Annotated in this window: 20 protein-coding genes; 3 read left to right on the forward strand and 17 right to left on the reverse strand. The window is 36.2% G+C overall.

Features of this window, described 5'->3' with window-relative positions; all coding sequences use genetic code 11:
* Window positions 1–5 precede the first annotated feature (5 nt).
* On the forward strand, window positions 6–1,754 hold the full coding sequence (locus K7I92_RS05685; protein WP_220282385.1) for an ABC transporter ATP-binding protein: 1,749 nt from the start codon (window positions 6–8) through the stop codon (window positions 1,752–1,754).
* 37 nt (window positions 1,755–1,791) lie between these two features.
* Window positions 1,792–2,859, forward strand: coding sequence for an immunoglobulin-like domain-containing protein (locus tag K7I92_RS05690; RefSeq protein ID WP_220282386.1), 1,068 nt, complete (start codon window positions 1,792–1,794; stop codon window positions 2,857–2,859).
* Between the two features lie 501 nt (window positions 2,860–3,360).
* On the opposite strand, the gene K7I92_RS05695 is transcribed toward K7I92_RS05690, so the two are convergent.
* The 6 genes from K7I92_RS05695 to K7I92_RS05720 all read right to left on the reverse strand — a co-directional run bounded on the left by K7I92_RS05695 (window position 3,361) and on the right by K7I92_RS05720 (window position 7,734).
* Window positions 3,361–3,600, reverse strand: a complete 240-nt coding sequence (locus K7I92_RS05695) for a hypothetical protein (RefSeq protein ID WP_220282387.1) — start codon at window positions 3,598–3,600, stop codon at window positions 3,361–3,363.
* Window positions 3,601–3,705: 105 nt separating this feature from the next.
* Window positions 3,706–4,038, reverse strand: a complete 333-nt coding sequence (locus K7I92_RS05700; RefSeq protein ID WP_220282388.1) for a hypothetical protein — start codon at window positions 4,036–4,038, stop codon at window positions 3,706–3,708.
* 315 nt (window positions 4,039–4,353) lie between these two features.
* Window positions 4,354–4,983, reverse strand: coding sequence for an RDD family protein (locus K7I92_RS05705; RefSeq protein WP_220282389.1), 630 nt, complete (start codon window positions 4,981–4,983; stop codon window positions 4,354–4,356).
* Window positions 4,984–5,134: 151 nt separating this feature from the next.
* Window positions 5,135–5,875, reverse strand: a complete 741-nt coding sequence (locus K7I92_RS05710) for a copper homeostasis protein CutC (protein ID WP_222150676.1) — start codon at window positions 5,873–5,875, stop codon at window positions 5,135–5,137.
* The gene (locus K7I92_RS05715) at window positions 5,875–6,828 is read right to left on the reverse strand and encodes a N(4)-(beta-N-acetylglucosaminyl)-L-asparaginase (RefSeq protein WP_220282391.1); all 954 of its coding nucleotides are present in this window, start codon (window positions 6,826–6,828) and stop codon (window positions 5,875–5,877) included. The genes K7I92_RS05710 and K7I92_RS05715 overlap by 1 nt, the downstream gene beginning before the upstream one ends.
* Window positions 6,829–6,852: 24 nt before the next feature.
* The gene (locus K7I92_RS05720; protein WP_203244784.1) at window positions 6,853–7,734 is read right to left on the reverse strand and encodes a YitT family protein; all 882 of its coding nucleotides are present in this window, start codon (window positions 7,732–7,734) and stop codon (window positions 6,853–6,855) included.
* A 110-nt stretch (window positions 7,735–7,844) separates the two neighbouring features.
* Between K7I92_RS05720 and K7I92_RS05725 the strand changes: the two genes are divergently transcribed.
* Window positions 7,845–9,749 (forward strand): BglG family transcription antiterminator, encoded by a 1,905-nt coding sequence (locus K7I92_RS05725; RefSeq protein ID WP_220282392.1) that lies wholly within the window; start codon window positions 7,845–7,847, stop codon window positions 9,747–9,749.
* A gap of 186 nt (window positions 9,750–9,935) precedes the next feature.
* Here K7I92_RS05725 and mgtE read toward each other — a convergent pair whose 3' ends face one another.
* The 11 genes from mgtE to K7I92_RS05780 form a co-directional block, all read right to left on the reverse strand.
* On the reverse strand, window positions 9,936–11,267 hold the full coding sequence (gene mgtE, locus K7I92_RS05730) for a magnesium transporter (protein WP_203244786.1): 1,332 nt from the start codon (window positions 11,265–11,267) through the stop codon (window positions 9,936–9,938).
* Window positions 11,268–11,417: 150 nt separating this feature from the next.
* Complete coding sequence (locus tag K7I92_RS05735; protein ID WP_220282393.1) at window positions 11,418–12,524, reverse strand: DUF871 domain-containing protein; 1,107 nt, start codon at window positions 12,522–12,524, stop codon at window positions 11,418–11,420.
* Window positions 12,525–12,526: 2 nt separating this feature from the next.
* On the reverse strand, window positions 12,527–13,654 hold the full coding sequence (locus K7I92_RS05740; RefSeq protein WP_203244788.1) for a Sapep family Mn(2+)-dependent dipeptidase: 1,128 nt from the start codon (window positions 13,652–13,654) through the stop codon (window positions 12,527–12,529).
* A complete protein-coding gene (locus K7I92_RS05745) occupies window positions 13,654–14,721 on the reverse strand; it encodes a M42 family metallopeptidase (RefSeq protein ID WP_220282394.1) in 1,068 nt (355 codons plus the stop codon). The genes K7I92_RS05740 and K7I92_RS05745 overlap by 1 nt, the downstream gene beginning before the upstream one ends.
* Complete coding sequence (locus K7I92_RS05750; protein WP_220282395.1) at window positions 14,711–15,745, reverse strand: hypothetical protein; 1,035 nt, start codon at window positions 15,743–15,745, stop codon at window positions 14,711–14,713. Before K7I92_RS05750 ends, K7I92_RS05745 begins: the two co-directional genes overlap by 11 nt.
* Window positions 15,746–15,797: 52 nt before the next feature.
* Entirely contained in the window at window positions 15,798–16,358 is a 561-nt protein-coding gene (locus tag K7I92_RS05755; RefSeq protein WP_220282396.1) for a GrdB-related putative oxidoreductase, read from the reverse strand.
* Window positions 16,324–17,670 (reverse strand): PTS sugar transporter subunit IIC, encoded by a 1,347-nt coding sequence (locus K7I92_RS05760; RefSeq protein ID WP_220282397.1) that lies wholly within the window; start codon window positions 17,668–17,670, stop codon window positions 16,324–16,326. The genes K7I92_RS05755 and K7I92_RS05760 overlap by 35 nt, the downstream gene beginning before the upstream one ends.
* 7 nt (window positions 17,671–17,677) lie before the next feature.
* Complete coding sequence (locus tag K7I92_RS05765; protein ID WP_203245800.1) at window positions 17,678–18,016, reverse strand: PTS sugar transporter subunit IIB; 339 nt, start codon at window positions 18,014–18,016, stop codon at window positions 17,678–17,680.
* Between the two features lie 408 nt (window positions 18,017–18,424).
* Complete coding sequence (locus K7I92_RS05770) at window positions 18,425–19,012, reverse strand: hypothetical protein (protein ID WP_220282399.1); 588 nt, start codon at window positions 19,010–19,012, stop codon at window positions 18,425–18,427.
* Between the two features lie 134 nt (window positions 19,013–19,146).
* Window positions 19,147–22,293, reverse strand: coding sequence for a type I restriction endonuclease subunit R (locus K7I92_RS05775; protein ID WP_220282400.1), 3,147 nt, complete (start codon window positions 22,291–22,293; stop codon window positions 19,147–19,149).
* Window positions 22,293–23,585, reverse strand: a complete 1,293-nt coding sequence (locus K7I92_RS05780; protein WP_220282401.1) for an FRG domain-containing protein — start codon at window positions 23,583–23,585, stop codon at window positions 22,293–22,295. Before K7I92_RS05780 ends, K7I92_RS05775 begins: the two co-directional genes overlap by 1 nt.
* Window positions 23,586–23,813: the final 228 nt, after the last annotated feature.

Raw genomic sequence — 23,813 nt, forward strand, 5'->3', positions numbered from 1 at the left:
AACTTATGCGCAAGATACAAGAAGCCGATACATCTAGCTTAAAGAAACTATTTCGCTATATGAGACAATACCGCATTCTCTTATTCTTTAGCTGTGGATTAGCAACTGTTTCATCCATTTTAATGTTGTATGTGCCCATTTTATTTGGCAAAGCTATTGATAACACCATCCATGCCGGTCAACTTCAACTATCTATTCTTCTTCAAACTCTTAGAAATATTGTGATAATCATACTAATCACAAGTCTTTCTACTTGGTTTATGAATTTAATCAATAATAAACTAAGCTATCAAATTGTTCGTGATTTGCGCTGTGATTCGATGAATAAAGTCCAACACTTACCTCTACAATATTTAGATACTCATTCCATTGGAGATATGGAAAGTCGTATCATTGCGGATTGTGATCAGATTGGAGATAGTTTATTAGTAGGCTTTTCACAACTATTTAGTGGTGTTGTTACAATTATCGCTACCTTGATTTTTATGATTTCAAAGTCTTGGTTGATTAGTCTTATTGTTATTCTTTTAACGCCTATTAGTTTCTTTGTCGCAAAATTTATCGCTTCTCACTCTTTCCACCTATTCAAAGAACAATCTTCTATTCGTGGTGAGCAAACCGGTCTTATTGAAGAAATGATTGGTGAAGAAAAAACGGTACAAGCCTTTGGCTATCAAGAAAAAGCGAAGCTTCGCTTCAAACACATTGACCAAAAACTCCAAAAAACAACTGAAAAAGCTATCTTCTTTTCTTCCCTAGTCAATCCTTCCACCCGTTTTGTGAATGGAGTAATTTATGCCTTGGTAGCTTTGGTTGGTAGCTTTTCTATTTTATCCGCACAACTAACGGTTGGCGGCTTATCCGTTTTACTAGGCTATGCCAACCAATATATGAAACCATTTAATGATATTAGTTCAGTTATTACTGAACTACAAAATGCCCTAGCTTGCGCTTCCCGTATTTTTGAAATTATGGAGCAACAAGCCGAAAGTGCCGATGCGACCGGTACATTAGGTATTTCCAAAGGTCATGTCAATGTGCAAGATGTTTCTTTTAGTTATCGTCCTGATAAACCTTTTATTAAAAATTTTAATGTGGAAGCGAAACCAGGTATGCGCATTGCAATCGTTGGTCCAACCGGATGTGGGAAAACAACCTTCATCAATTTATTGATGCGTTTCTATGACATTCAAGCCGGTTCTATTCAAATTGATGGTCAAGACATTCATTCCATTTCCCGCCATGAACTACGCAAGAATTTTGGCATGGTCTTACAAGATACTTGGATTCAAAATGGAACCATTCGTGAAAATATCCTGCTTGGCAAACCGGAAGCAAGTGAAGAAGAAATTCTTCAAGCTGCTAAAGAGTCTCATAGTTATGATTTTATTATGCGCTTAGCAAAGGGCTTTGATACGGAAGTGGATGAGTCCGGTATGTCCCAAGGAGAGAAGCAGTTATTGTGCATGACTAGGGTTATGTTGTGTTTACCACCAATGTTGATACTGGATGAAGCAACTTCTTCTATTGATACAAGAACCGAAATTCAGATTCAACAAGCCTTTGATAATCTGATGAAAGGAAGAACTTCCTTTGTGGTAGCTCATCGTCTTTCTACCATTCGTCATGCTGATATGATTTTAGTCATGAAAGATGGTCACATTATTGAACAAGGTAATCACGACAGCTTATTAGCCAAACATGGTTTCTACCATCATTTATATACCGGTCAGTTTGAACTTCCACAGGCTTAATTTGAAGTATTCCGTTCATTTACAGTATAATGAGGCTATGCGAAAGAAAAAAATCCTTAAGATTTTGATGGGAGCAGGAATTTCTCTTCTTTGTTTGGTACCCTCTATGAAGCCAACAAAAGCGGTGGAAGAAGATTATATGTCCATCTTTGAAGTGTCTATGAATGATCCTGAACCTTTTGAAACGATAAAAAAAGAGGTTATCCAAGCTGTATCAAAGACTGATTCTTCTATTCATTTGGATAAGATTTCAATTGAAAAGAGTTTATTAGAAGCGCAAGATTTTATACCTGGTAAGGTTGGTTTTCAACAGGTCGTCGTGAAAGCTCGCCTTTTCAATATAGATGAAAAGGATTCGGATAAAAACATCGGTTATTCTTTTACAAAAAAGATTTTATTGAAAGTCAATCCTTCAAATAAGCCGGTCATTAAATTAAAGAGTGATACTGTTGTTGTTAACAATGGTGATGACTTTAATCCCTCGACTCATGTTTCCTCGATTTACGATGAAACCAATGTCCTACCCGTTTTAACAACTCAAGGCACTGTGGACATGAAGAAGGACGGAACCTATTTTGTGCATTATAAAGCTATTGACACAAATGGTATTCAATTCGATACAAAATTAACCGTTAAAGTGGTTACACCGGCGGAAGTGGTTAAGGCACGAAAAGAAGCTGCGATGGCTAAGACAGCGAAAAGGCTAAGTAAAGAGCACCCAACCATTGATGAATCGTCACTCGCAAAGGCGGAAATAGGCGGTCTTCAATTTAATAGTCGTGGCTTGCTAGTTGAAAAAGCATCTCCAAATGCTCAATTAGCTATTAATATGTTATTAAGAATTCCCGGTCACTCTAGGGGTTCTACTTATCATCAAGTAACCGGTTTGGATAAACTCATTGATAGCTTATCCACGGCTGAAGCGGTTTATGTTATTCACCGTATCGAAGGCGCCGGCTTTGGACAATTGGCGGCTGGATACGCAGGTTCGGATACCCCAGCTACCCATAGAGCTTTCGTATCACAACAAGTCAATCGTCGTTTTGGCGGCTCTATTCATCAATTATTAAAAAAATGGGGAACATATTCTTATACAGGATATTAAAAGGTTGTCGTTTTATTGGGGTTCAGTTCCTATTTCTACAACCTTTTTTATCAGAAGCGATAAGCTTTCCCGACTTTCTATCATACGGATGTCAATAAATAATTATTGACAGCAGCTTTGTATGTCTAAGCCTTTCATACATCTTTGAATCAGTCCTATTTATCTTCCCTTATCGCGTGCAATTGCACTTGAAATTTTAAAGGAAGTCATATTATTGTTCCAATCATAATCAATATAGGAAAAATATTCATTCCAAAAGAGATGATCGCTTCCGGTTGTCCACTTTATCCCATAGTGCAACTCCGTTATATCTTTCGGGCTGCGAGGGACCAACCACAATTTTTTATTAAAAGTTTTTTTAAGTTCGTTTAATTCCAGTGGTGCAAGTAGATTAACCCCATTCAACTGATAAGTTACAGTATTTCTCTTTGCGGCGTTAACGCACTCTTCATCAAGGCGTATATGAACAATTTTACAATCTTCAAGTACAGTATCTTTTTCTTAATCACCGTAAAACCATGCTCCGCCAACAACTAGTCCGTTCTTTACCAGCAAATACGGAACATCGGCAGTATCTCTATGAAACCCTTTTTCTACGTAAACACTTCTGTCCGCTATATATTTCTTAAATTTGCCGGAAGAAAGTAATTCATCATACTTGACACGGTGATTACTGCTATTCTGTTTCATATAAATATCAAATCCGTTATCGATTAAATCTTTGGCTGTTGCATGTGCCATAGTGATTTTCGTATTGTTAATCTGAAATATCGGTGCTTTTATCGGAATCCCAACAATTATATATGCGAAAAATAACCAAAAGGCGGATAGACAAGCTACTACAAGTTAAAAAAATGATTTTCCCGTACGCTTTCGGGCATTAAATAACGCCATAATCGGTGGAAGAAGGATGTATTTTGCCAAGGATGCAAACCCCGAGCCTACTCGTTTCATGATTTGTATACTAAAAAGACCTGCCACAAGTATTTCAGAAACATATACCATAAGTTCACTAATACTCATTTTAGAAGTATTTGTCTGCTCATTGACTGCTTCATTCCAAATTGTTTTTCCATTTTTATCGACTCTTTTATAATAAATATAGGTACCCAATATAATAGCGAAGAAGGCAAAACCTAAAAAAGCAAGCACCCCTATTAATACTACTCTAGCACTCATCTAATACCCCCTTTTTACCATATTTACAGATAGAATAACCACTTTAACCACATATAGTCCCATGAAAATCATAAAGTTTTTATATCTCAATCTTCATTAGCCCTTATCTTTCAATTTTATTCATGCTAATTCAATTACTGCTTAAACGTTAGCGTAACTCTTTTAATCCCTTCCCGATTTTCATATTTTTCAAAAATAACCCTTATATCTTTATATGGTACACCTTTTGTTCGTTCTTCGTTGTTTTCGGTGGAAAAATTTTAAGTGTCTTATATGGGGCAATCCACTCCATGCTAAAGCAGACTCTTCAGTTCCTTAAAATATCTTTCCGGCTTCTTGGTAAACATCCTGCATAATTGTTTTTGAAATCTTATCGTGGAACAATCGAAAACGACCACGGTCTTTAAACGCATAACCAAGTGAAATCAAGCTACTTGCGGCACTGACAACATTGATAGCACTTGTGAATAAATCCGGTGTATGAAATATCCCATAACAAACCCCACTCACGATTACTTTAAAGGCATCATAGAACAAACCTTCCACAAGAAGACAACCCACAAAATAACGCCATGCAAAATCCTTTATAGAAGCCTTTTGACCATCTTCTTTCACCACTCTAACTTGCAATACCTTTTGCATCATCGTTGCCCCATTGGTCATCTTAGCCGGAACATAAATAAAGTAAAACCCATGGGTCATTAAAACACTTAATAAAAGAATCACTATCTGATTGGCGGGAATACCATTAAAATTCTTTAAAATTTCAATTTTACCTTGGTTCATAAAACCATATACAAGCGCTGTTACCAAAATAGAAAGACGATTGGTAATAAAATAATCAATGATAAACGCCAAGCCTCTTCGACCAATGAAAGAATTTTGGTTTACCTGTAAATTTGCTTGTTTATTTTTTTTACGCAATTCCTTTTTTACTTTACTCATTTGATCATCCTTCCGTAAAAGCGATTTCCTCTTCCGCAATCAACTTCAATGTTTCAGCACTCATCAACTGTTCTTCCGCATGGGCTTGGTGAACCTTCTTCCCCAATCGAAGCAATAATTTGAAAACAAATTCGTTCTAAACCTTCCATAACTATTTACCCCTCAATTTCAATACAATCCTTTTTACATTCTCCAATCCTACAATATCATAATCATCTTTCGCATGAAAAGCATAACTAACATTTCCAACACTGGTCGTTAAATCCTTCTTCCACACACGACAACTCGAATGAAATTGATGAACCTTCGTTAATTCCTTTAACTCCAGAATGTTACTCGCATTGATGCCGCTGCCGGCTAATAACTGAATTCTATCTCCATAGCATTTCTGTAACTTCGCAATCAATGCGGAACCATCTATAGCTTTAGCTTGTAAGCCACTGGTTAAAAGACGATCCACAGCACAAGAAATCAATCTTTCAATTGCCATAAAAGGGTCATTCACGCAATCAAAAGCCCGATGGAAAACCGCTTCTTTTTGATAAGAATGAATTAAGTCAACCATTTGCTTTGTGGTATCCACATCAATACTGGTATCCTTGTGTAAAAAACCAAAGGCTAAACCATCTGCTCCATTTTCCAATAACAACTTCGCATCTAGAAACATCGTTTCCTTTTCCACTTTATCGTAACAAAATCCGGCCGGTCGAGGTCGAACCATACAAATGACCGGAAGACTCGTCTTCGCTTTTACTTGCTGTAAAGTCGCAAGGCTTGGTGTTAATCCCCCTAAACTCAAAGCACTATTTAACTCCACGCGATTAGCACCACCAAGCTCCGCCTGTATGCAATCTGATACACTCCCTGCACACACTTCAAAAATATCGTTCATCATTCTGTAATTGGTGCCATCCTTTCTTGCATATACTGATCCATCCATTCTTGACTTGCCGGATAAATCTTTGTTTCACCATCCACATTATCTGCTAAATACACAACCGCTTCTTCATTCTGTCGATAAACCACAAAAGAAAATTGTTGAATATTCGTTGCACAACCAAACTGACCATTTTTATCAATTGCAATAACACTTAAATCACCCGAGAAGCCTTTAGATTTCTTTAGTTTCTCATCTAATTCATTGACTGCTTTTTGACAGGCTTCCTGTGGGGATAAACCCTCTTTCATTTTGCGAACAATTTCATAGGAGATACAACCCTTCATTAAATCTTCTCCAAGACCGGTTGCACTAGCACCACCCACTTCAGAGTCAGCATAAAATCCAGCTCCAACAATGGGTGAATCGCCAATACGCCCTGCCTTCTTCATAAATAATCCACTCGTTGAAGTTGCCACAACAACCTTCCCGGCTTGATCCAAAACAACTTCACCCACTGTATCATGACCATCGTATGGCTTTAATTCTTGACTTTGAAGCTTTTTAACCCGCTTGTGATAATGCTTTTTCGCTCTTTCTGTCAACATCGTCTTTCTTTCAAAACCCTTTTGACTAGCGTATTTTTCCGCCCCTTCAGCCACTAAAACACAATTCACATTATCCTTAGATAATTCCTTGGCAATGGACACTGGATTAGCGAAGTCTTTAATCCCTGCAACAGCTCCAACAGAAAGGGTATTTCCATCCATATAACCGGCATCCAATTCAACAATCATTTCTTCATTTGGTAAGCCACCATAACCGACTGACTTATAATATGGAAAGTCTTCAACCATACGAATTGCCTGTTCAACCACTTCCCCGGCTTCTTTCCCCTTTTTCAATAATTCACCGGCTTCACAAACACCTTCCAAAGCCATTCTCCATGTCGCAATCATTGCCCACATACACTTTCCTCCTAATTTCTTTCTCTAGTCCAAAGGTCGACGATAAAATCCACCATAGAAATCATCCGTTCGATATACGTTAATAATCGCATGTGGATCCACTTCTAATATCAAATGCGCTATCTCTTTTACCTCTAAAGAAGATACCACCGTATTCAACATATAATTCTCACAACGTGAATAACCCCCATAGCTTCTCCAAACTGAAATCCCATGCCTATATTTCTCTGTATACCTTTTTAAAATCTCTTCCGGCATCACACTAGTGATTTGCATAGTACTACGATCATAACGATGATACAAAGCATCAATCATCTTCGTTGCCACAAACTGCATAATCATTGAGTAACAAGACTTTTGCCAACCGGATGTAAAACCAAAAATACATAACAAGACACAGTTATACAAAAACACATAAGACCAAATGCTCTTACCCGTTTTATTTGATACATATAGTGCAATAAAATCGGTGCCGCCGGTACTTGCGTTTGCCATAAGGGCTGCCACAATCCCAAATCCATACACCGCTCCACCCATCACAATATTTAATAAAGTATCCTGGAATAAAGCTTCAAAATGGAATATCTGTAAGAAAATGGAAACACAGGCAAACTGCAAGGAGGACAATAAAGTAAATCGCAAAGAAATCGATTTTCCACAAAGAATAGCGACCGGTACATTCAAAGCCATAATCAATAATGGAATGGATATATTCATATGGATATGAAGACCGATTTCATGAATTAAAATCGCAAGACCTGTAAAGCCACTTGCTAACATTCCCGCCGGTCGGATAAACACTTCTAAAGCAAAGGTTTGAATCAACGCCGACATAATCACCATAAAAACACTAAAAACCAAGCGAATATTCTTTCTTTTTCTTAAGTTTACTATTTTTTGTTTCATGACGGCGGTCGTCCCCCTTTATTTCCATTACTATTGTATAATTTCATCGGATGATATTCACAGTTATCCTTTTCCTACTATTAGGAAATATTATTTGTGAAAGGGACATCATGAATAAAAGACAAGAAAAATTATTACGTATACTCAGTGAGGAAAATAAATGGTTTACCGCCACTTCTTTAGCAAAATTATTATCCGTTTCCAATCGCACGATTCGTTCAGACATTGATACTATCAATAAAGCCTGTCCGGAAAAGCTGATTGAATCCAACTTGCGTAAAGGCTATTCACTCATTAGTGACAACTATAAAAAATTCCAAAGCCATTTCCAAGGCATAAACCAAAATGGAAAAGAAAGAAATCTTTTTATTTTAAAGACTGTATTACTATCTAGGGATTCTATTTTTATTCCCGACCTATTAGACCGCCTTTGCATCTCGGAATACACCCTAGACGCCCATCTGAAAGAAATCCGTCGTCAACTTGCTCAATACCAAAATTTAGAATTGAAAAAGTCAGCGAACCACCTCATCCTATTAGGCTCTGAAAATGAAATCCGCAAGCTATACAAAACCCTCATGATTGAAGAAACAAAACAGAATTTTTTAAACATCAATGAACTTGCTTCATTATATACCAACTTTGATTTATTAAAATGTAAAAAAGAATTGGAACAACTTTTACAACACTACCATTATTCCGTGAATGCTAATATACTACCTTCTATTCTATTGCACATTAGTATTTCTATTGATCGTATTCTAAATGGTAAATATATTGAAAGTGTTCGTGATAGTCGTGAAATCATTGATACAACTGAATACAAAATCGCCCATGATTTTTATCATCGCATTGCTGTTTTATATCAAGCTCAAGTGATTGAAAGTGAAGTTATCATCTTAGCTCTTTTATTGATGGGTGAAAGTGCTCGCTATTTAGGTGAAACTCAGCTTTCAAAATACATTCCGGATGGTCTTTTATGTAGCGATATTATTAACGAGTTGATTGCTTATATTGATGGTCAACATGGAATTGATTTTTCAAAAGATGAATCCTTTAAAATTAGTTTAACCATTCATTTACAATCTTTGATTGAACGTAATCTCAGTCAACGCCCCTCTACCAATTTATATTTGCAAGAAGTTAAACGTAAGTTTCCTTTAATATTTGAAGTCGGAGTCAGTTCAGCTTCCTTTTTATCCCGTCGTCTGCATATTGACATCAATGAAGATGAAATCGGCTTTATCACCTTACACTTAGGAATGGCTTATGAACATCTATACCACTCACAAAAGCTAAAAGCCGTTTGGATTTCTCCTTTGGCTGAAAATGTGTATTTTCCACAAAAGAAAAAGATTGAGAATATTTTTTATGAGCATCTTGAAATCATAAAAGTATACGCTTATTTCCAAGAAGAACTCATTGTAGCCGATCATCCTGATTTAATTATTTGTTCAATACCTTTGCGCCATCATTTAAATATTCCAACCGTTGAAATTTCCTTGCTTTGTTCCAAAGATGATGAAGCGAAGTTATTTGAAACCATTCATAGCCTTGAAAAAGAACGTGTTAAAAAAGAATTTTATCAAAAATTAAAAGGTTTAATCACAAAGGAACATTTTTACCATCATCAAAGCTTTACAAGTCCCAAACGGGTTCTGCAATTTATGTCAGATGAACTTCAAAAACATGGTTATGTGACGCCGGACTTCTTCCCATCTGTCATGCGAAGAGAAGAATTATCCCCAACTTCTTTTAACTTCAATTTTGCGACACCGCACCCAATTGACTCATCTTGTATCAAATCGGCTATTTCGATTATGTTGCTGGATAAACCAATTCTTTGGGGCAATTATGAAGTTCAACTGGTCTTCTTGTTAGCCATTGATAAGCTTGATACATCTAACTTAAAACCATTCTTTGATTGGATTGCGTCTTTAACGGAAGATTATGAAAAACTATCGCAACTTATTGCTAGTAATACCTATGAAGAATTTATGAGTTACCTCATTTAAAGAAATTTTGACTATGATAAGGCTTTAGTAGCAAAGTTATCCAACGAAAAAACCTGATGTTGCACCGGGAGATAAAGAAAGAAGTGATGAATCAATAAACCTTAAATTTATAAAAAGCCGCTCTTGAAAGAGTGACCATTGAGGCAATGTGCCTCTTTTTCTTTTTGATCCTCCAAGATTTATTTTTTAGATAGAAAAGATTGCTGAAGCAACTTTAAAGTAAACAATAATGGATAACGTATCCACGATTGTTGTGATAATCGGAGCTGCCATAATAGCTGGATCCATCTTCAATTTCTTCGCTACGATGGGTAAAACACAACCAACAAACTTAGAAATAATAACCGTCACCATAATAGAAATCGCAATCACAATGGAAAGTTGAAGATCATGATTAAAAATTATAATCCGTATTCCATTTGCAATCGCTAAAATAACACCCACAATAATGGAAATTCTAAACTCTTTAAAAACCACCTTAAAGAAATCACGAAAATGAATTTCATCAATCGCTAAGCCACGAATAATTAAGGTTGAACTCTGAGAACCGCAATTTCCACCCGTATCCATCAACATTGGAATAAATGACACTAATAAAGGCATAACCGCAAAAGCATGTTCATACTTAGCAATAATTCCTCCTGTCAGCATCGCTGAAAACATTAATATCAACAACCAAACAATACGACTACGTGCATGTTGCCAAACAGAAGTCGAAAGATACGGCTTATCACTAGCCACAATCGCCGCCATCTTTTGCATATCTTCCGTTGTTTCCTCAGTTAAGACATCAATTGCATCATCAAAGGTTACAATCCCCACAATACAATTTTCGACATCCAATACAGGTATAGCAATCAAATCGTACTTTCTAAGCTTCTTCGCAATATCTTCCTTATCATCACCCGTATAAGCATACACAAACTCTGTTTTCATAAGGTCTTGAATTAAAACATCCGATTCACTCAATATCAAACTTTTTGCGCTAACAATCCCTATTAACTTACGGCTTTCCACCACATAACAGGTATATACCGTTTCACTGTCAATCCCAACTCGTTTGATTTTCTCTAAAGCTTGCTTTGCGGTCATGTCTTTGGTGAATTCAATAAATTCCACCGTCATGACACTACCGGCTGAATCCTCTTTATACTTCAAAAGATGATTGATGTCCTTTCGTACGTTCTCATCCACTTTATCCAATAATTGCGTTACCAAATTAGAGGGCATTTCCGATAAGAAATCCGCCGCATCATCGGAATACAATTCATTGATCATTTTAACAATTTCTGTATTATTAAAAATCTTGACCAAACGACTACGATCATCCTTATCCAAGTACGAAAAAACATTCGCCGCTTCTTCTTTTTCTAAAACACGAAAGAAAACTGCTAAGTCTTGATCCTTCAATTCTGGTATAAACTCAGCAATATCCACCACATTTTTCTTTGCTAGATAGTTATGCAACTGTTTTAATTCATTCTTTTCGAGCCAAAGCTCAATTTGATTACGATTCATTCTAATCCCTTTCTATGCAGTCAATATAACCGCATAGAAAAAGATAGGGCTATATTACTGACAACAACTGTTTCAAAAACATAACTCCCACCAGGTTTATCGTCCATAAAGATAGCCACCTCCATCGTTATTATAATTCTCTATATAATTTTAGCAACCATTGCTTTCATCTTCTGTTAGTACGAACTTCTGCCAAGGTTTTAAACTATCCAAAATAAACCATTCTTCTTCTCGAATATGACCAACCACATTGGTTCTTCCACTATTTTCCATATCCTTTAAAGCAATTTGTAATTCACCTGCGTATTTTCCATAAGCACTACTATCTATCAACACATCCCCACGATGAATCTCCTTCGGTGCGTTAAAAATAGCAAAGTCATGACCTCTATACTTTATCCGACTACCACTTGAGCGAATCACAAAAGCAGATTGATCCCCTCGATGGCAATGCAACTCATTTAAAACGATTTTTCTTTCTGTTTCCGGAATGTTCTTTCCCAAGTTCACTTGAAAATTTACTACATCCAGGCGTACTTTTCTAAGTGCTTCTTTCTCCGCCTCGCTTGGATAACAGTTCGCAATGATAATATCATCGATATAATCCAAAGCAACCATGTGTTTTAACTGAACGTCTAATGGTAAATGACGATGCATTTCTAAAGTGCATAGACCATCTGTGGTTGACCATGGACCAAAAGCCTCCTTTGTTAATGAACCAATAAAAGCGGCGGTTGTAAGACCATATTTTTGAAACTTCTTAGAGCATTGATCAAAGAAAAGAAAATCAAGACCTGTATAATCGTGCGGATAGAAATTATGACAAGCACACAAACAGTAACGATTGGGTCGATAATCCATGATAGTATCAATGGTATGCGTATACGAACTCATATTAATTTCAATTTTTAAGCCATAAGGATTATAAGTCATCATCGCTTCTTCATAACCGGTAAAGCCCATGTCCAAACGAATACCATCCGCATGAATTTCATGGAAGAATTTCAAATCGGTATAACGAATATCTAATTTTTGAAACACCGCCGGACTAACATCTAAAATAATTTCATAGCCTAAATCATGGGCATAATCATGAATTTTAATGAAATCTTCTTTTATCTGTTTTGCTGATTTATTCACTGACAATAAACAAGAAAAAATACGCGTGGCACCAATTTCATACATTTCTTTTAAATACATAAAAATTTCTTCAACCGTACTTTTTTCTGGATAAATCGAAATTCCTAACTTACGCATTATTAATCTCCTTCCAAAGCATTCTCTGGTATATCCGCCATACATAGCCTATACAAGGTCCAAGCATAGATTTTGGTACATTGAATTAGGTCTTCAATATTCACCCATTCATTTGGTTGATGAGCAATCCCATTTTGCCCGGGAAAGCTTGGTCCATAAGGGATAATCGTATGACAAACATGGGCATACGTTCCTCCTGTTGTTGTGGTTGGATGTGCTTTTGTATCGGTAGCTTCTTCATAAGCCTGTTCCATCGTTTGCACCAACCATGAATTCGGATTGTGCAACACAACGGAAGAATCAAAAATTAACTTTACCTCTAAACCAATTGCTTTCGCTTGGATATGCTTTACAATTTCATTTAAATCACAGCTTGGATAACTCAAAGAAAAACGAAGTCCAATTTGCTTTTTATTCTGCAAGAGAATTTTATTGCGAATTTTCATTTCCCCAAAGTGCTCATCCTTAATAGCAATTCCCAAACGATCACCATTTGGATTAGCGTTCATAAAGTATTCATTCGCAAAAGGAATTACCGTATCCGCCGCTCCCCAAACCTCAATTACCGCTCTACCTCGTTCACCATAGATGGCCGGGAATTTATTATCTGGTGTAAATCCTGCAATTGGTGCTTTTTCATGTTTTAGGAAATAACGCATATCTTCCATACCAGTTTCTTCATTTGTTCCAAAGATAATGTGAATGGCTGTCTTTGGTTCAATCCCTAAGTCTTTTAACGCCAACATACCATACATAGCCGCCAACAATGGTCCTTTATCATCCAATGCCCCTCTTCCCCAAATGCGTCCATCATGAATAGATGCCGAAAATGGTGGATCCAGCCAACCATCGCCTACTTCCACTACATCTAAATGACCAATGATACCAATGTATTCTTCGCTTTCTCCATAGCAACCATAGCCCATATAGCCATCCACATTCTTAGTCTTTAATCCTTCTCTTCGACAAATCTCTAACGCTTTTTCAAGAGCTGTATTTGGTCCCTTACCAAAAGGTTGATTTGGTTGTGGTTCTCCTCTTGTAGAATCAATTTGAACTAATGTGCAAATATCATCGATTAAATCCTGTTTTCTTTTTTCAACTTGTTGAAAGATTGTTTGTTTGTCCATCAATAACCTCCCTTCGCTATTTTTTCTAATAATTCATCATTCATCTCTTCCACTACCTTAGTTAGTAAATCAATACAAGCTTGTACATCTTGATAACTAACAATCGTTTGTGAAGCGTGCATATATCGTACCGGAATGGATAAGCACATACTGATAATACCCTGTCTTGTTTTATGAATATTACCCGCATCCGTTCCCCCGGCTTTAAACACAGCGTATTGGTAAGGAATACCATACTTCCGACAAGTTTCTTCCATATAACGAATTAAACCACGATGGGCAATGGTATTGGAATCAATTAAGGAAATCACAAGTCCTTGACCAAGTTTAACGGTATTGTAGTTTAGTGGTGTATCCCCTGCTGTTGTTGTGTCTACCGCAAAAGCTAAATCAGGTTGAATCACTTCCGTCGCTGTTCTAGCTCCTCTTAATCCGGGTTCTTCTTGCACATTACCCACAGCGTAGTATTTAGGATGAGAAATAGACTGGCAATTCCGTAACACTTCTAAAGCAATATAACAACCCAAGCGATTATCCATCGCCTTACCCACATAAATATCTTCCCGATTCAAACGATGAAAACGAGTACTTGGGACAACTTGGTTACCAATGTGGATACCTAATTTTTCCACTTCTTCACGGGTATACAAGCCTAAATCCAAATATAAGTCTTTCATTGCTAAGGTTGTGTTACGAACTTTAGCAGAAATACCATGTTGAGCAACACTTCCTATTAGTCCTTCAATGCGTGCTTGATTGTCACAAATGACATCAAAAGAATGGTCCAACAATAAATGGGTCCATAGACTACCAACCGGTTGTAAACGAAGATAACCGTGCTCATCGATTTCTTTGACAATAAAACCTACTTCGTCCATGTGCCCGGCAACCATAATTTTTGGCCCGGAACAATATTCCTTTGTACAACTAATGAATGAACCTAAACCATCCCGATAGGTTTGAACCGGTAACTCCTGAACAGCTTCTTCCATAATGGTAACAATCTCTTGTTCAAAAGAACTAATCCCTGCCGCATTGGATAATTTCTCTAATAATTCAATTGACATCCTGTACTCCAAAATTCATTTTTTGTATCTTTTTAGCATCTAATTGAAGGATGTAGCTCTTTAAATCCTGCACCAATTGTTCTAAGTCATTTAAATCCACCATGGTATTTGCACTACCCATGTTATTCATCGCTACGCCTAAAGAAAGACAAGGGGTTCCTTTAATGGTCTTATGAATAAAAGAACCATCGTTACCCAAAAAACCGAAGTAACTTTTTGTATGAGGATGCACTTGTATATAATCTTTTAATAGCTTTTGACTTGGTAACATCTGTTTATCGTAGTAGCCAGCTATAACACCGTCTTTACGATGAATATTGCTATCGGCACAATCAAAGCCAGTTAAAGCAATCGCACAATCGGGTTGAACAACATACGTAGCTGTTTTAGTACCACGCCAACCAATCACGGATTGACTGATTCCGCCAAACACAATATCAAAATCCAAAGCAGACCCTTGGAGTTGTTCGTATAATTCTAGGATAACTTCCAACATAGATCGGTGCTGTAAAGCTTTACCCATACAAGTATCTTCATTGATACAAACACAAGCATCACCAATCACAACCAAATCACCCGTTGTGATTTTACTTTTACATATTTCATAGTCATAACCACAATCAATGTATAAATCCGATTCATGGATGGTTTCTAAAGCGGTTTCCATGAATTTGGTTTTCTTAGTTACAATCGTCCCTTTGTGCGCTTGGTGTTTTCGGTCATACACTGTAACTCTTTGATGTAATAAGCTAGCTGGTGATATGTTTTCTAAACTAACAAACTTCATACTTCCATCATCTAGGATTTCTTCAATCATTAAAGCTTGTTCATCAAGACTGGTCGCAATCATCAATTTTGCTTTGGATTGTTTTCCATTTAACTTACAAAACAGAGAACCTAAACGATCTTGAATGATTTCATGGTGAAAGCTATTCCTTAGAATTTGACGAACATCTCCTTCTTCCCCACTGGCACCCATCGCATTGCTCAACTGTATCAAACGCTCTCTATTTATTTTATTCATTTCATTCTCCAATCAATAAGCCCGAACAACGTGCAAGTCCGGGCCTATATCTTTAATAACAATTTTTACTCTTTAGCTCTGCTAGATTTTCCGGATGTTTGACTGCTGTATCGATATACTTTACTAAAACATCGAAGGATTCGCTCAATCCTGTTCCACCTTTCTTTGGCATCTTTAGGATAGCAATATCTTCTCTGTATTTAGCAATGACATCTTGATTTTCAATAGCCATCATACTCGCCACTTTAACATCTGTTTTTTCCATAATTAACTTCGTGCAACGAGCAGCCATTTCGCTGTAATCCGCAAAATTGAAACATGGTCCACATAAGACAAAATCAGGTTTGAGTTTTTTAACCATCGCTGTCATTTTCATAACAACTTCGTCTTTATTATTCTTGTAGTAATCCATCCCACAATAGAGAGTTGCACTGATTTGACCACCAATCTGCTTGAAATATGGTTCTAAAATCATGGCGGTACCGACAACTTCACGGGTGGCTGTTAAGGCACAATCAGAATTACTCTTTCCACCCGCACCAGCTAAACCGGAGTCAAATATCAATACTATTTTCATGTTAATCCAGTTGTAAATCATCGAATGATAATTCATCGATGTCATCTTTCTTCTTTTCGTTTGCTAAACGTAATTCTTCTTCTAGGTATTTATTGTCTTGCAACTTTAAGAATGGATAATACAACAACATATTAGAAACTAACATAATTAACTGTAAGATAACCGCATTAACGGAGCCGGTTGTTAAATAACCAGATACGAAGATTGGTGTTGTCCATGATAGCTGTACACCCGAGGTGACCGGAATAAAGCCAATCGCTGTCGCAATCTGTCCGAGAATCGTATTTAACACCGGGCATAATAGGAATGGAATAACCATGATAACATTTAATACCATTGGGAAACCAAAGATAATTGGTTCGTTAATACCAAAGATACCAGCTGGTAATGCCATTCTTCCTAATGTCTTCAATCTCTTCGACTTAGCAAGGAAGGTCATCATAATGACAAGACCTAGGGTTGATCCCCCACCACCGAAGTTACAGAAGAAATCAGAGAAGGCTGCTGTAAATACGTTTGTCATTGGTAAGCCGGCTTTCGCTAATTCGTAGTTTTCTAAGGTTAGAGCCTTATGGATTGGCGAGAAGATGGTATTGGTGACAGCCGGTCCGTTGATTCCAAAGAACCAGAACAATGTACTTAAGAATTGATAGATAACTTCAAATCCTTGTGATCTGCCTAAGCCAACAAGTGGGGCTTGTAAGACTTGATAGATAAAGTCATGTACATTGCCAAAGGATGTGTTCGCAAAAATCATATTGATAAAGAAGAACACAAGCATGGATAAGCCGGCTGGAATTAAAGCCGCAAAAGAATCCATAACGGCTGGAGGAACACCATCCGGAAGTTTAATGACCATCTTTTTCTTTATAGCAAACGCAAAGATTTCGGTTGCAACAATCGCAACAATCATAGCTAAGAAAATACCTTTTGTTCCTAAGTTACCAAATGCAAAACCGGCGAATGCTTTACCTTTTTCATTCACAAACGCCGCATGGCTCATAGGTGTGATCATTAAGAAACAGATAAGAGATACAACCGCCGCTTCAATCTTATCGACTCCTTTTTCACGGGCATAGGCATACGCAATACCGAATACGGATAATAGCGCATAACAGTCAAATGTTACAGAAGTAGCGGCATCAAAATATTTTTCCCATCCTTTTCCAGCAAAGGAAGCAATCATTTCTGACCAACCTTCAATTGGGAAATTGGATATCAATAGGAAAAGTGAACCCACGATGATAACCGGTACGGCATACATAAACCCATCACGAATCGCAACTAAAACCTTATTTTTGGATAAGGCATCCGCGATAGGAATTAAAAATTTCTCTAAACTTTTCATAAATGAATTATTCACCTTCGCTTTCTGCTTTTTTCTTTTTCATTTCTAAAATTGCTTTTTTTAGAACCCTTTCGCCATTCATATTACCGTAGTCTTCGGAATCAATTACGAAGATTGGTTTTCCTAAATGACCATAGCGGTCAACTACTTTTTCGTATATGTGTTTTACTTGGGGTCCTAAAAGAATAGCATCCGGGTTTTGTTCAATAATGATTTTCTCTAGTAAGCTATCCGAAAAAGCTTTTACTTCAACCGGTAAGTTATGCTCATCCGCTACTTTTTGCATTTTACTTGCCATTAGTGAAGTGGACATTCCATTGCTGCAAAATAAATATACTTTCCTCATCATTCTCTCCTCCTTTCTCTCTATACTTTCATACTAGTACACTTTTATCTGCCTAGAATTGAATTTCTTTTCCGCATATTAGGAAATCATCTCTATTTTTACATGAAGAAATATCACTTCTTTAAAATATCGATACATGCAAGCAAAATGAAAAGGACGAACTCCTGTAGAATACAGAAATCAATCCTTATGTATTAATTTGAAATTGGGTTCACTTCACTAAGCCACTATCTAATTTTTATATATTTTCTCGTGAAGCCGCCGGAAGAGATTATTGAATTAATCTTTTTGCAATCTTTACCCAATTTTGTCCCGGTTGCTCATACCAATGGGGATATAAAGCTTGCTTTTAAACTTGACATAAGCTTACATCTCGTTATTTTCTATAATAGCTAACTTGTGTATCAACTATTTTTCATTATCTCTATATTTTTCAATAAAGTTCCCTTGTAAGTCTTTCCATTCTACCCATCCATTATTAGATTTCCCAATAACTATCCAACCGGCACTTGACGGATTCATACATACAATATCTTCTTGTAATATATTATCTTTTATTTTTGCATTTCTTCTAATAGATGGTATATAGCCTTTTTTGGTATTACCACAAAAACTTCCTTTTAATACTGTGAATACTCCCTCTTTAACTGTAGCTTTCCCATTTACTTTCCCAAAACCTCTTATATTACGATTTAATATATACTCTCCATCCGGAACAAATCCACTCTCCGTTTTAAGTTTTATCTCTTCTGTAGATTCTTCGAATACTTCTTTTTTACTTTTATCCTTAGGATAAATTTGTTTGCCATCTAAAGAAGATAATAAGGATTTTGCGACCTCTATATCTAATGCAAATAATTCAGTGCCGACAATTCTACTTTTACTAAAGATATCATGAATAAGTTTTTCTTTCTCATCATATCCATCCACTTCGATAGCAAACTCCCTTTTTAACCCCGTGATATTGGCATATCCATTACTTTCTAAAAATCTCATTCTATTTTCAAATTAATCATTTCCCGTCTTGCCAATCTTAATAAGACCGGAAACAACTGTAGTCATTAAATATATTATTCCCTTTGCCATAATTTACACTTTCTCAACATACATATCTATTAAGATTTGCCTAATCAATTATATTTCTCCCCATCTTCTGCTACTGATAACAATGTTCTATCAGTATGATTATTATACATATAAACATTACCTTCTTCCTCAAAGCTTAAATTATCCGTCCAAAGTTCACACTGCATCATAACGGTTTTAACGGCATCATCCATACCTTCCGGTGGGTATTTATGTTTTTTCAAGAGTTTTTTGATTAGCATACGCATTTTAGCTCTTGCCGACTCACGCTTCTGCCAATCAATAGTCTTGTTCTTACGTAAAGTATCTGCTAATTCTTTTGTTATTGCAATCAGTTCTTCATTTTCATAAAAATCTTTAATTGCCTGAGGCTTTGTTAAAGCATCATAGAAAGCAAGTTCATCAGCAGTTAGTCCTAATTCATCCCCTTCTCGATGTGCTGTTGCAATCTGTTTTGCCAACTTTAACATTTCTTCTATAACTTCCTCATTGGTAAGCATACCATTAAGATAAGCATTAAGAGAACGCTGCATAATCTCACTGAACTTTTCGGATTTTACAATATTTGTTCTGCGATAAACAGAAACTTGCTCTGCAATCAATTTTTTCAATAATTCGACTGCAAGGTTCTTCTCTTTCATATTTGCAACTTCCTGAAGAAATTTTGGGTCAAACAAAGAAAACTCCTCTTTGATGTCTGAAAATAAATTTATTACGCCATCACTTTTAATACTCTGTTTCAAAAGTTCATTTATTCTTGCATTCATTTCCGGTAAGGAAATCTTTTTACCAACACCGGTATTAGTAAGTCTGAGAACAAGAACACGAACAGCCTCAAAAAAAGCCGCTTCAAATCTATCGTCTTCATCAATTAAAGATGAACAAAGAGAAAGTGCATGATGAAGCATAAGAGCTTCTTTTACGAAAGAATCCTTATCATCAACTTTTTCTCTACCTAGGATAAAATTCACAGCACCACTGATAGTTTTCGCTCTTTCAAGGTCTGTACCATTGATAAACTTTGTATAATCATATCCATGGAACTTATCACGGCATATAGACAACTTCTCCAAGAACTTCGGATATGCAACCTTTGCAACATTTGTATCGCCATAGTTCTTTCTATCACGAGAAGTATAGTCATTCATTGCCTGCTTCAATGCCGTAGCAATTCCAACATAGTCAACAACAAGCCCGCCTTCTTTATCACGAAATACACGATTTACACGGGCAATTGCTTGCATAAGATTGTGCCCGGACATAGGCTTATAAACATACATCGTAGCAAGTGACGGTACATCAAAGCCGGTCAGCCACATATCAACAACGATAGCAATCTTCATAGCACTGTTGTTATCTTTAAATTTCTTTGCAAGCTCATTCTTATGATGTTTATTACCAATAATCTGTCGCCATTCTTCAGGATCGTTATTCCCAGAAGTCATAACAACACCTACTTTTTCAGTCCAAGTCGGGCGAAGTTCTAATATTCGCTTGTAAATCTTCATGGCAATGGGACGAGAATATGCAACAATCATCGCCTTACCCGTAAGCAGATTCTCTCTATTACTTTCATAATGGTCAAGAATATCACAAACAAGGGAATTTATGGTATTATCGTTTCCAAGCACTGCTTCCATCTGACCTAGCTCTCTTTTACTCTTTTCGATAACTTCCTCATCAGCATTAAGAGCCATTAAATCATACTCAGCATCAATTAATTTCAAGGTAGTTTCATCAAGGTTTAGCTTAATGACACGACTTTCATAATACACGGGACGTGTTGCTCCATCTTCAACAGCCTGCGTCATATCATATATATCAATATAATCGCCAAATACCTCACGAGTACTTCTATCTTTTGAGGAAATAGGCGTCCCTGTAAATCCAATATATGTAGCGTTAGGAAGCGTATTACGAATAATTCTTGCTGTGCCGATAACACGCTTTGCTACTTCGTTACCATCTTCATTCTTTGTAATCTTAATCTTTTCAGCAAGTCCATATTGTCCTCGATGGGCTTCATCAGCCATAACTATAATATTATGGCGTTCAGACAAAGGCTCATTAGACTCCTCGAATTTCTGCATAGTGGTAAAGATAATGCCGTTTGCCTGTCTGCCGGCAAGTAGTGTTTTCAAATGCTCACGGCTTTCTGCGTGCATTGGCTCTTGTCTTAAAAACTCCTTGCACTTTGCAAACTGTCCATAAAGCTGGTCGTCAAGGTCATTCCTGTCAGTAAGTACAACGATAGTAGGGCTATCTAATGCTTCCTGCAATAAATGAGCATAGAACACCATCGAAAGTGATTTGCCACTTCCTTGTGTATGCCAGAACACACCACCCTTCCCGTCGGTAACAGTAGCACGCTTTGTGGATTCGATCGCTTTTCTCACTGCAAAATATTGGTGGTATCCGGCAAGAATTTTTAATGTGTTAATCCCCTCATTTGAAAAGCAAATAAAGTTCTTAATAACATCAAGCAGTCTTTCTTTTTGGAATATTCCCTCAAAGAAAGTGTCAAACTGTGCATACTGTGTATTTTCGTAGTTACCACCCTTGGTTTTCCACTCCATAAAACGGTCTTCATCGGAAGTGATAGTACCAGCTTTAGATGTCAACTGATCACTCATAACACAAATCGCATTATAAATAAACATAGAAGGGATTTCCTGCATATAATTGCGAAGTTGCCTATAAGCTTCGGAAGCATCCGTTTCTTCACGAGAAGGAGATTTAAGCTCAACCAAAACTACCGGTAATCCGTTCAAAAATAGAATTACATCCGGTCGTTTACTGCTGCTTTCAATAAATGTCCACTGATTAGCCACGACAAATGAATTGTTGTCGGGATTTTTATAGTCAACAAGATAAACTATAGAGGATCGTTCCTCACCGTCAACAAAATATCTTACAGGAATCCCATTTTGCAGATAATCCATAAAAACTGAGTTCTTCTGCACAAGCTCTCCGTTTTCAAAGTTTTTGAGTTTATATAGTGCTTCATGGATGGCATCATCAGGCAAATCTCTATTCAGATGATACAAAGAATCAATCAATACTTCCTCATATAATGGGCTATAAAAATTTCTTTTAATACTAGGACCATATGCGTACTCATATCCCAAGTCATTTTGAAATAATTCAATTATTGAATTTTCATAATCTGCTTCTATGAAAAAACTTGACATTATTTTTCGCCCCTTTCTGATAATTCGCTCGCTATCTCTATAATTTTATCACTGATATACTCGGATTCATTCTTCGCCTGTTCTTTATTAAATCCATTTTCCAGTAATACTCTTTGAACATCAACCTTAAATCTACTTATTACAGACTCTCGTCTATACCAATCGATTTTTGAAATCCAATTTTCCACTAATGACCATATTTTTTGTATATCGAAATTATATTTTTCGTTTAAAGCTTTAAGCACAGTATCTTTAAATTTTCCATTTTTTATTATGTTGCCACTTATCTCAATATCTTTTTTTATTATTTGTTGGTTTATATCATTAGAATTAAATTTTATAAATTCTGATGAAGCCTTTGTTTTAGCATTCTTTTTATTTTTTATATAACTTAACTGGTGCTCTAATTCAGGAAATAAAGTAGCCTCATTTATATTATATGTGTCTAATTCCTCCAATATTGCTTTCTTGTTTTCCCCTGAAATATAGAAAAACTTTCTATCAAATTCATCTCGCAAATCTTTATATCCTTTTTCTATATTGGACTCACTAATAGATTCAGTATAAATAAAATTAAAACATCCTGCCAATAAAAACATTCCACACTGTCTTGATAGTCTTTCATTGTTGTATGACGGGGTAACAATATAATTATTCTGAATAATATTTATAAATTCTTCGTAATGTTCTTTTGATTTCCATCTTTCTTCTAACTCTTTTGATATAGCTTGCCGTTCTGTAAGTTTTCTCAATATGGACTCAAGAGTATTATCATTTGATAAATCTATCTGAGATAAAGAGGATATAACTTTTATATTTATTTCACTTGTAGATATAGAATATTTTTTATTAAAAAATACTACACCATTCGCTTCTTGTGTTTTAGTGTCTTCTTCATCTTCAATCCCTTTATAACGCACATCACCATATTCTTCACAAGCAAAGTATAGAGCAACTAATGGATTCGTAGTTAAATCCAACAATCTAGTACACATTCCATAATGTTGGTATTTAGTCATAATTTCAAAATCATTATTTATAGAAATAAATTCATATGGTGCTTTTAATAGAGGAACTTGCATTAATGTATGTTCTACACTTAAATAATTCCCTCTAAAAATGCTTGGAATAACATCCCAGAAATCAGTCTTTTGCCCTCTGAAAAATAATTCCTCATTGCTCCCGCACAAAGTATCTTTTAACTTATTTACTTCATTAATAAAAGAACTTACAGAAGTTATCTCTATTCCATAATTTTCAATTTCATCTTTATTAAACATTATTTCTTCCATATTTACGACTCCTTCTGTAATATAAACAATAATTGAGCAAGTCGTAGACTTGCGATGCTTATTGACCATAGGTCAATAAGATAGTTTAATACTAATTAGCTGATAAACAATAATTTAATGGCTTAAAAGTTGATGTTGGAAACATCAAGCTCACCAGACATAAGTTTTGGAAGCAAAGCATCTCTCGTATTAGAGAACTTCAAGTTTTGAGCCTGATTTTCCCATATT

Origin of the sequence: Bulleidia sp. zg-1013, assembly GCF_019798045.1 — a bacterium.
GTDB lineage: Bacteria > Bacillota_I > Bacilli_A > Erysipelotrichales > Erysipelotrichaceae > Bulleidia.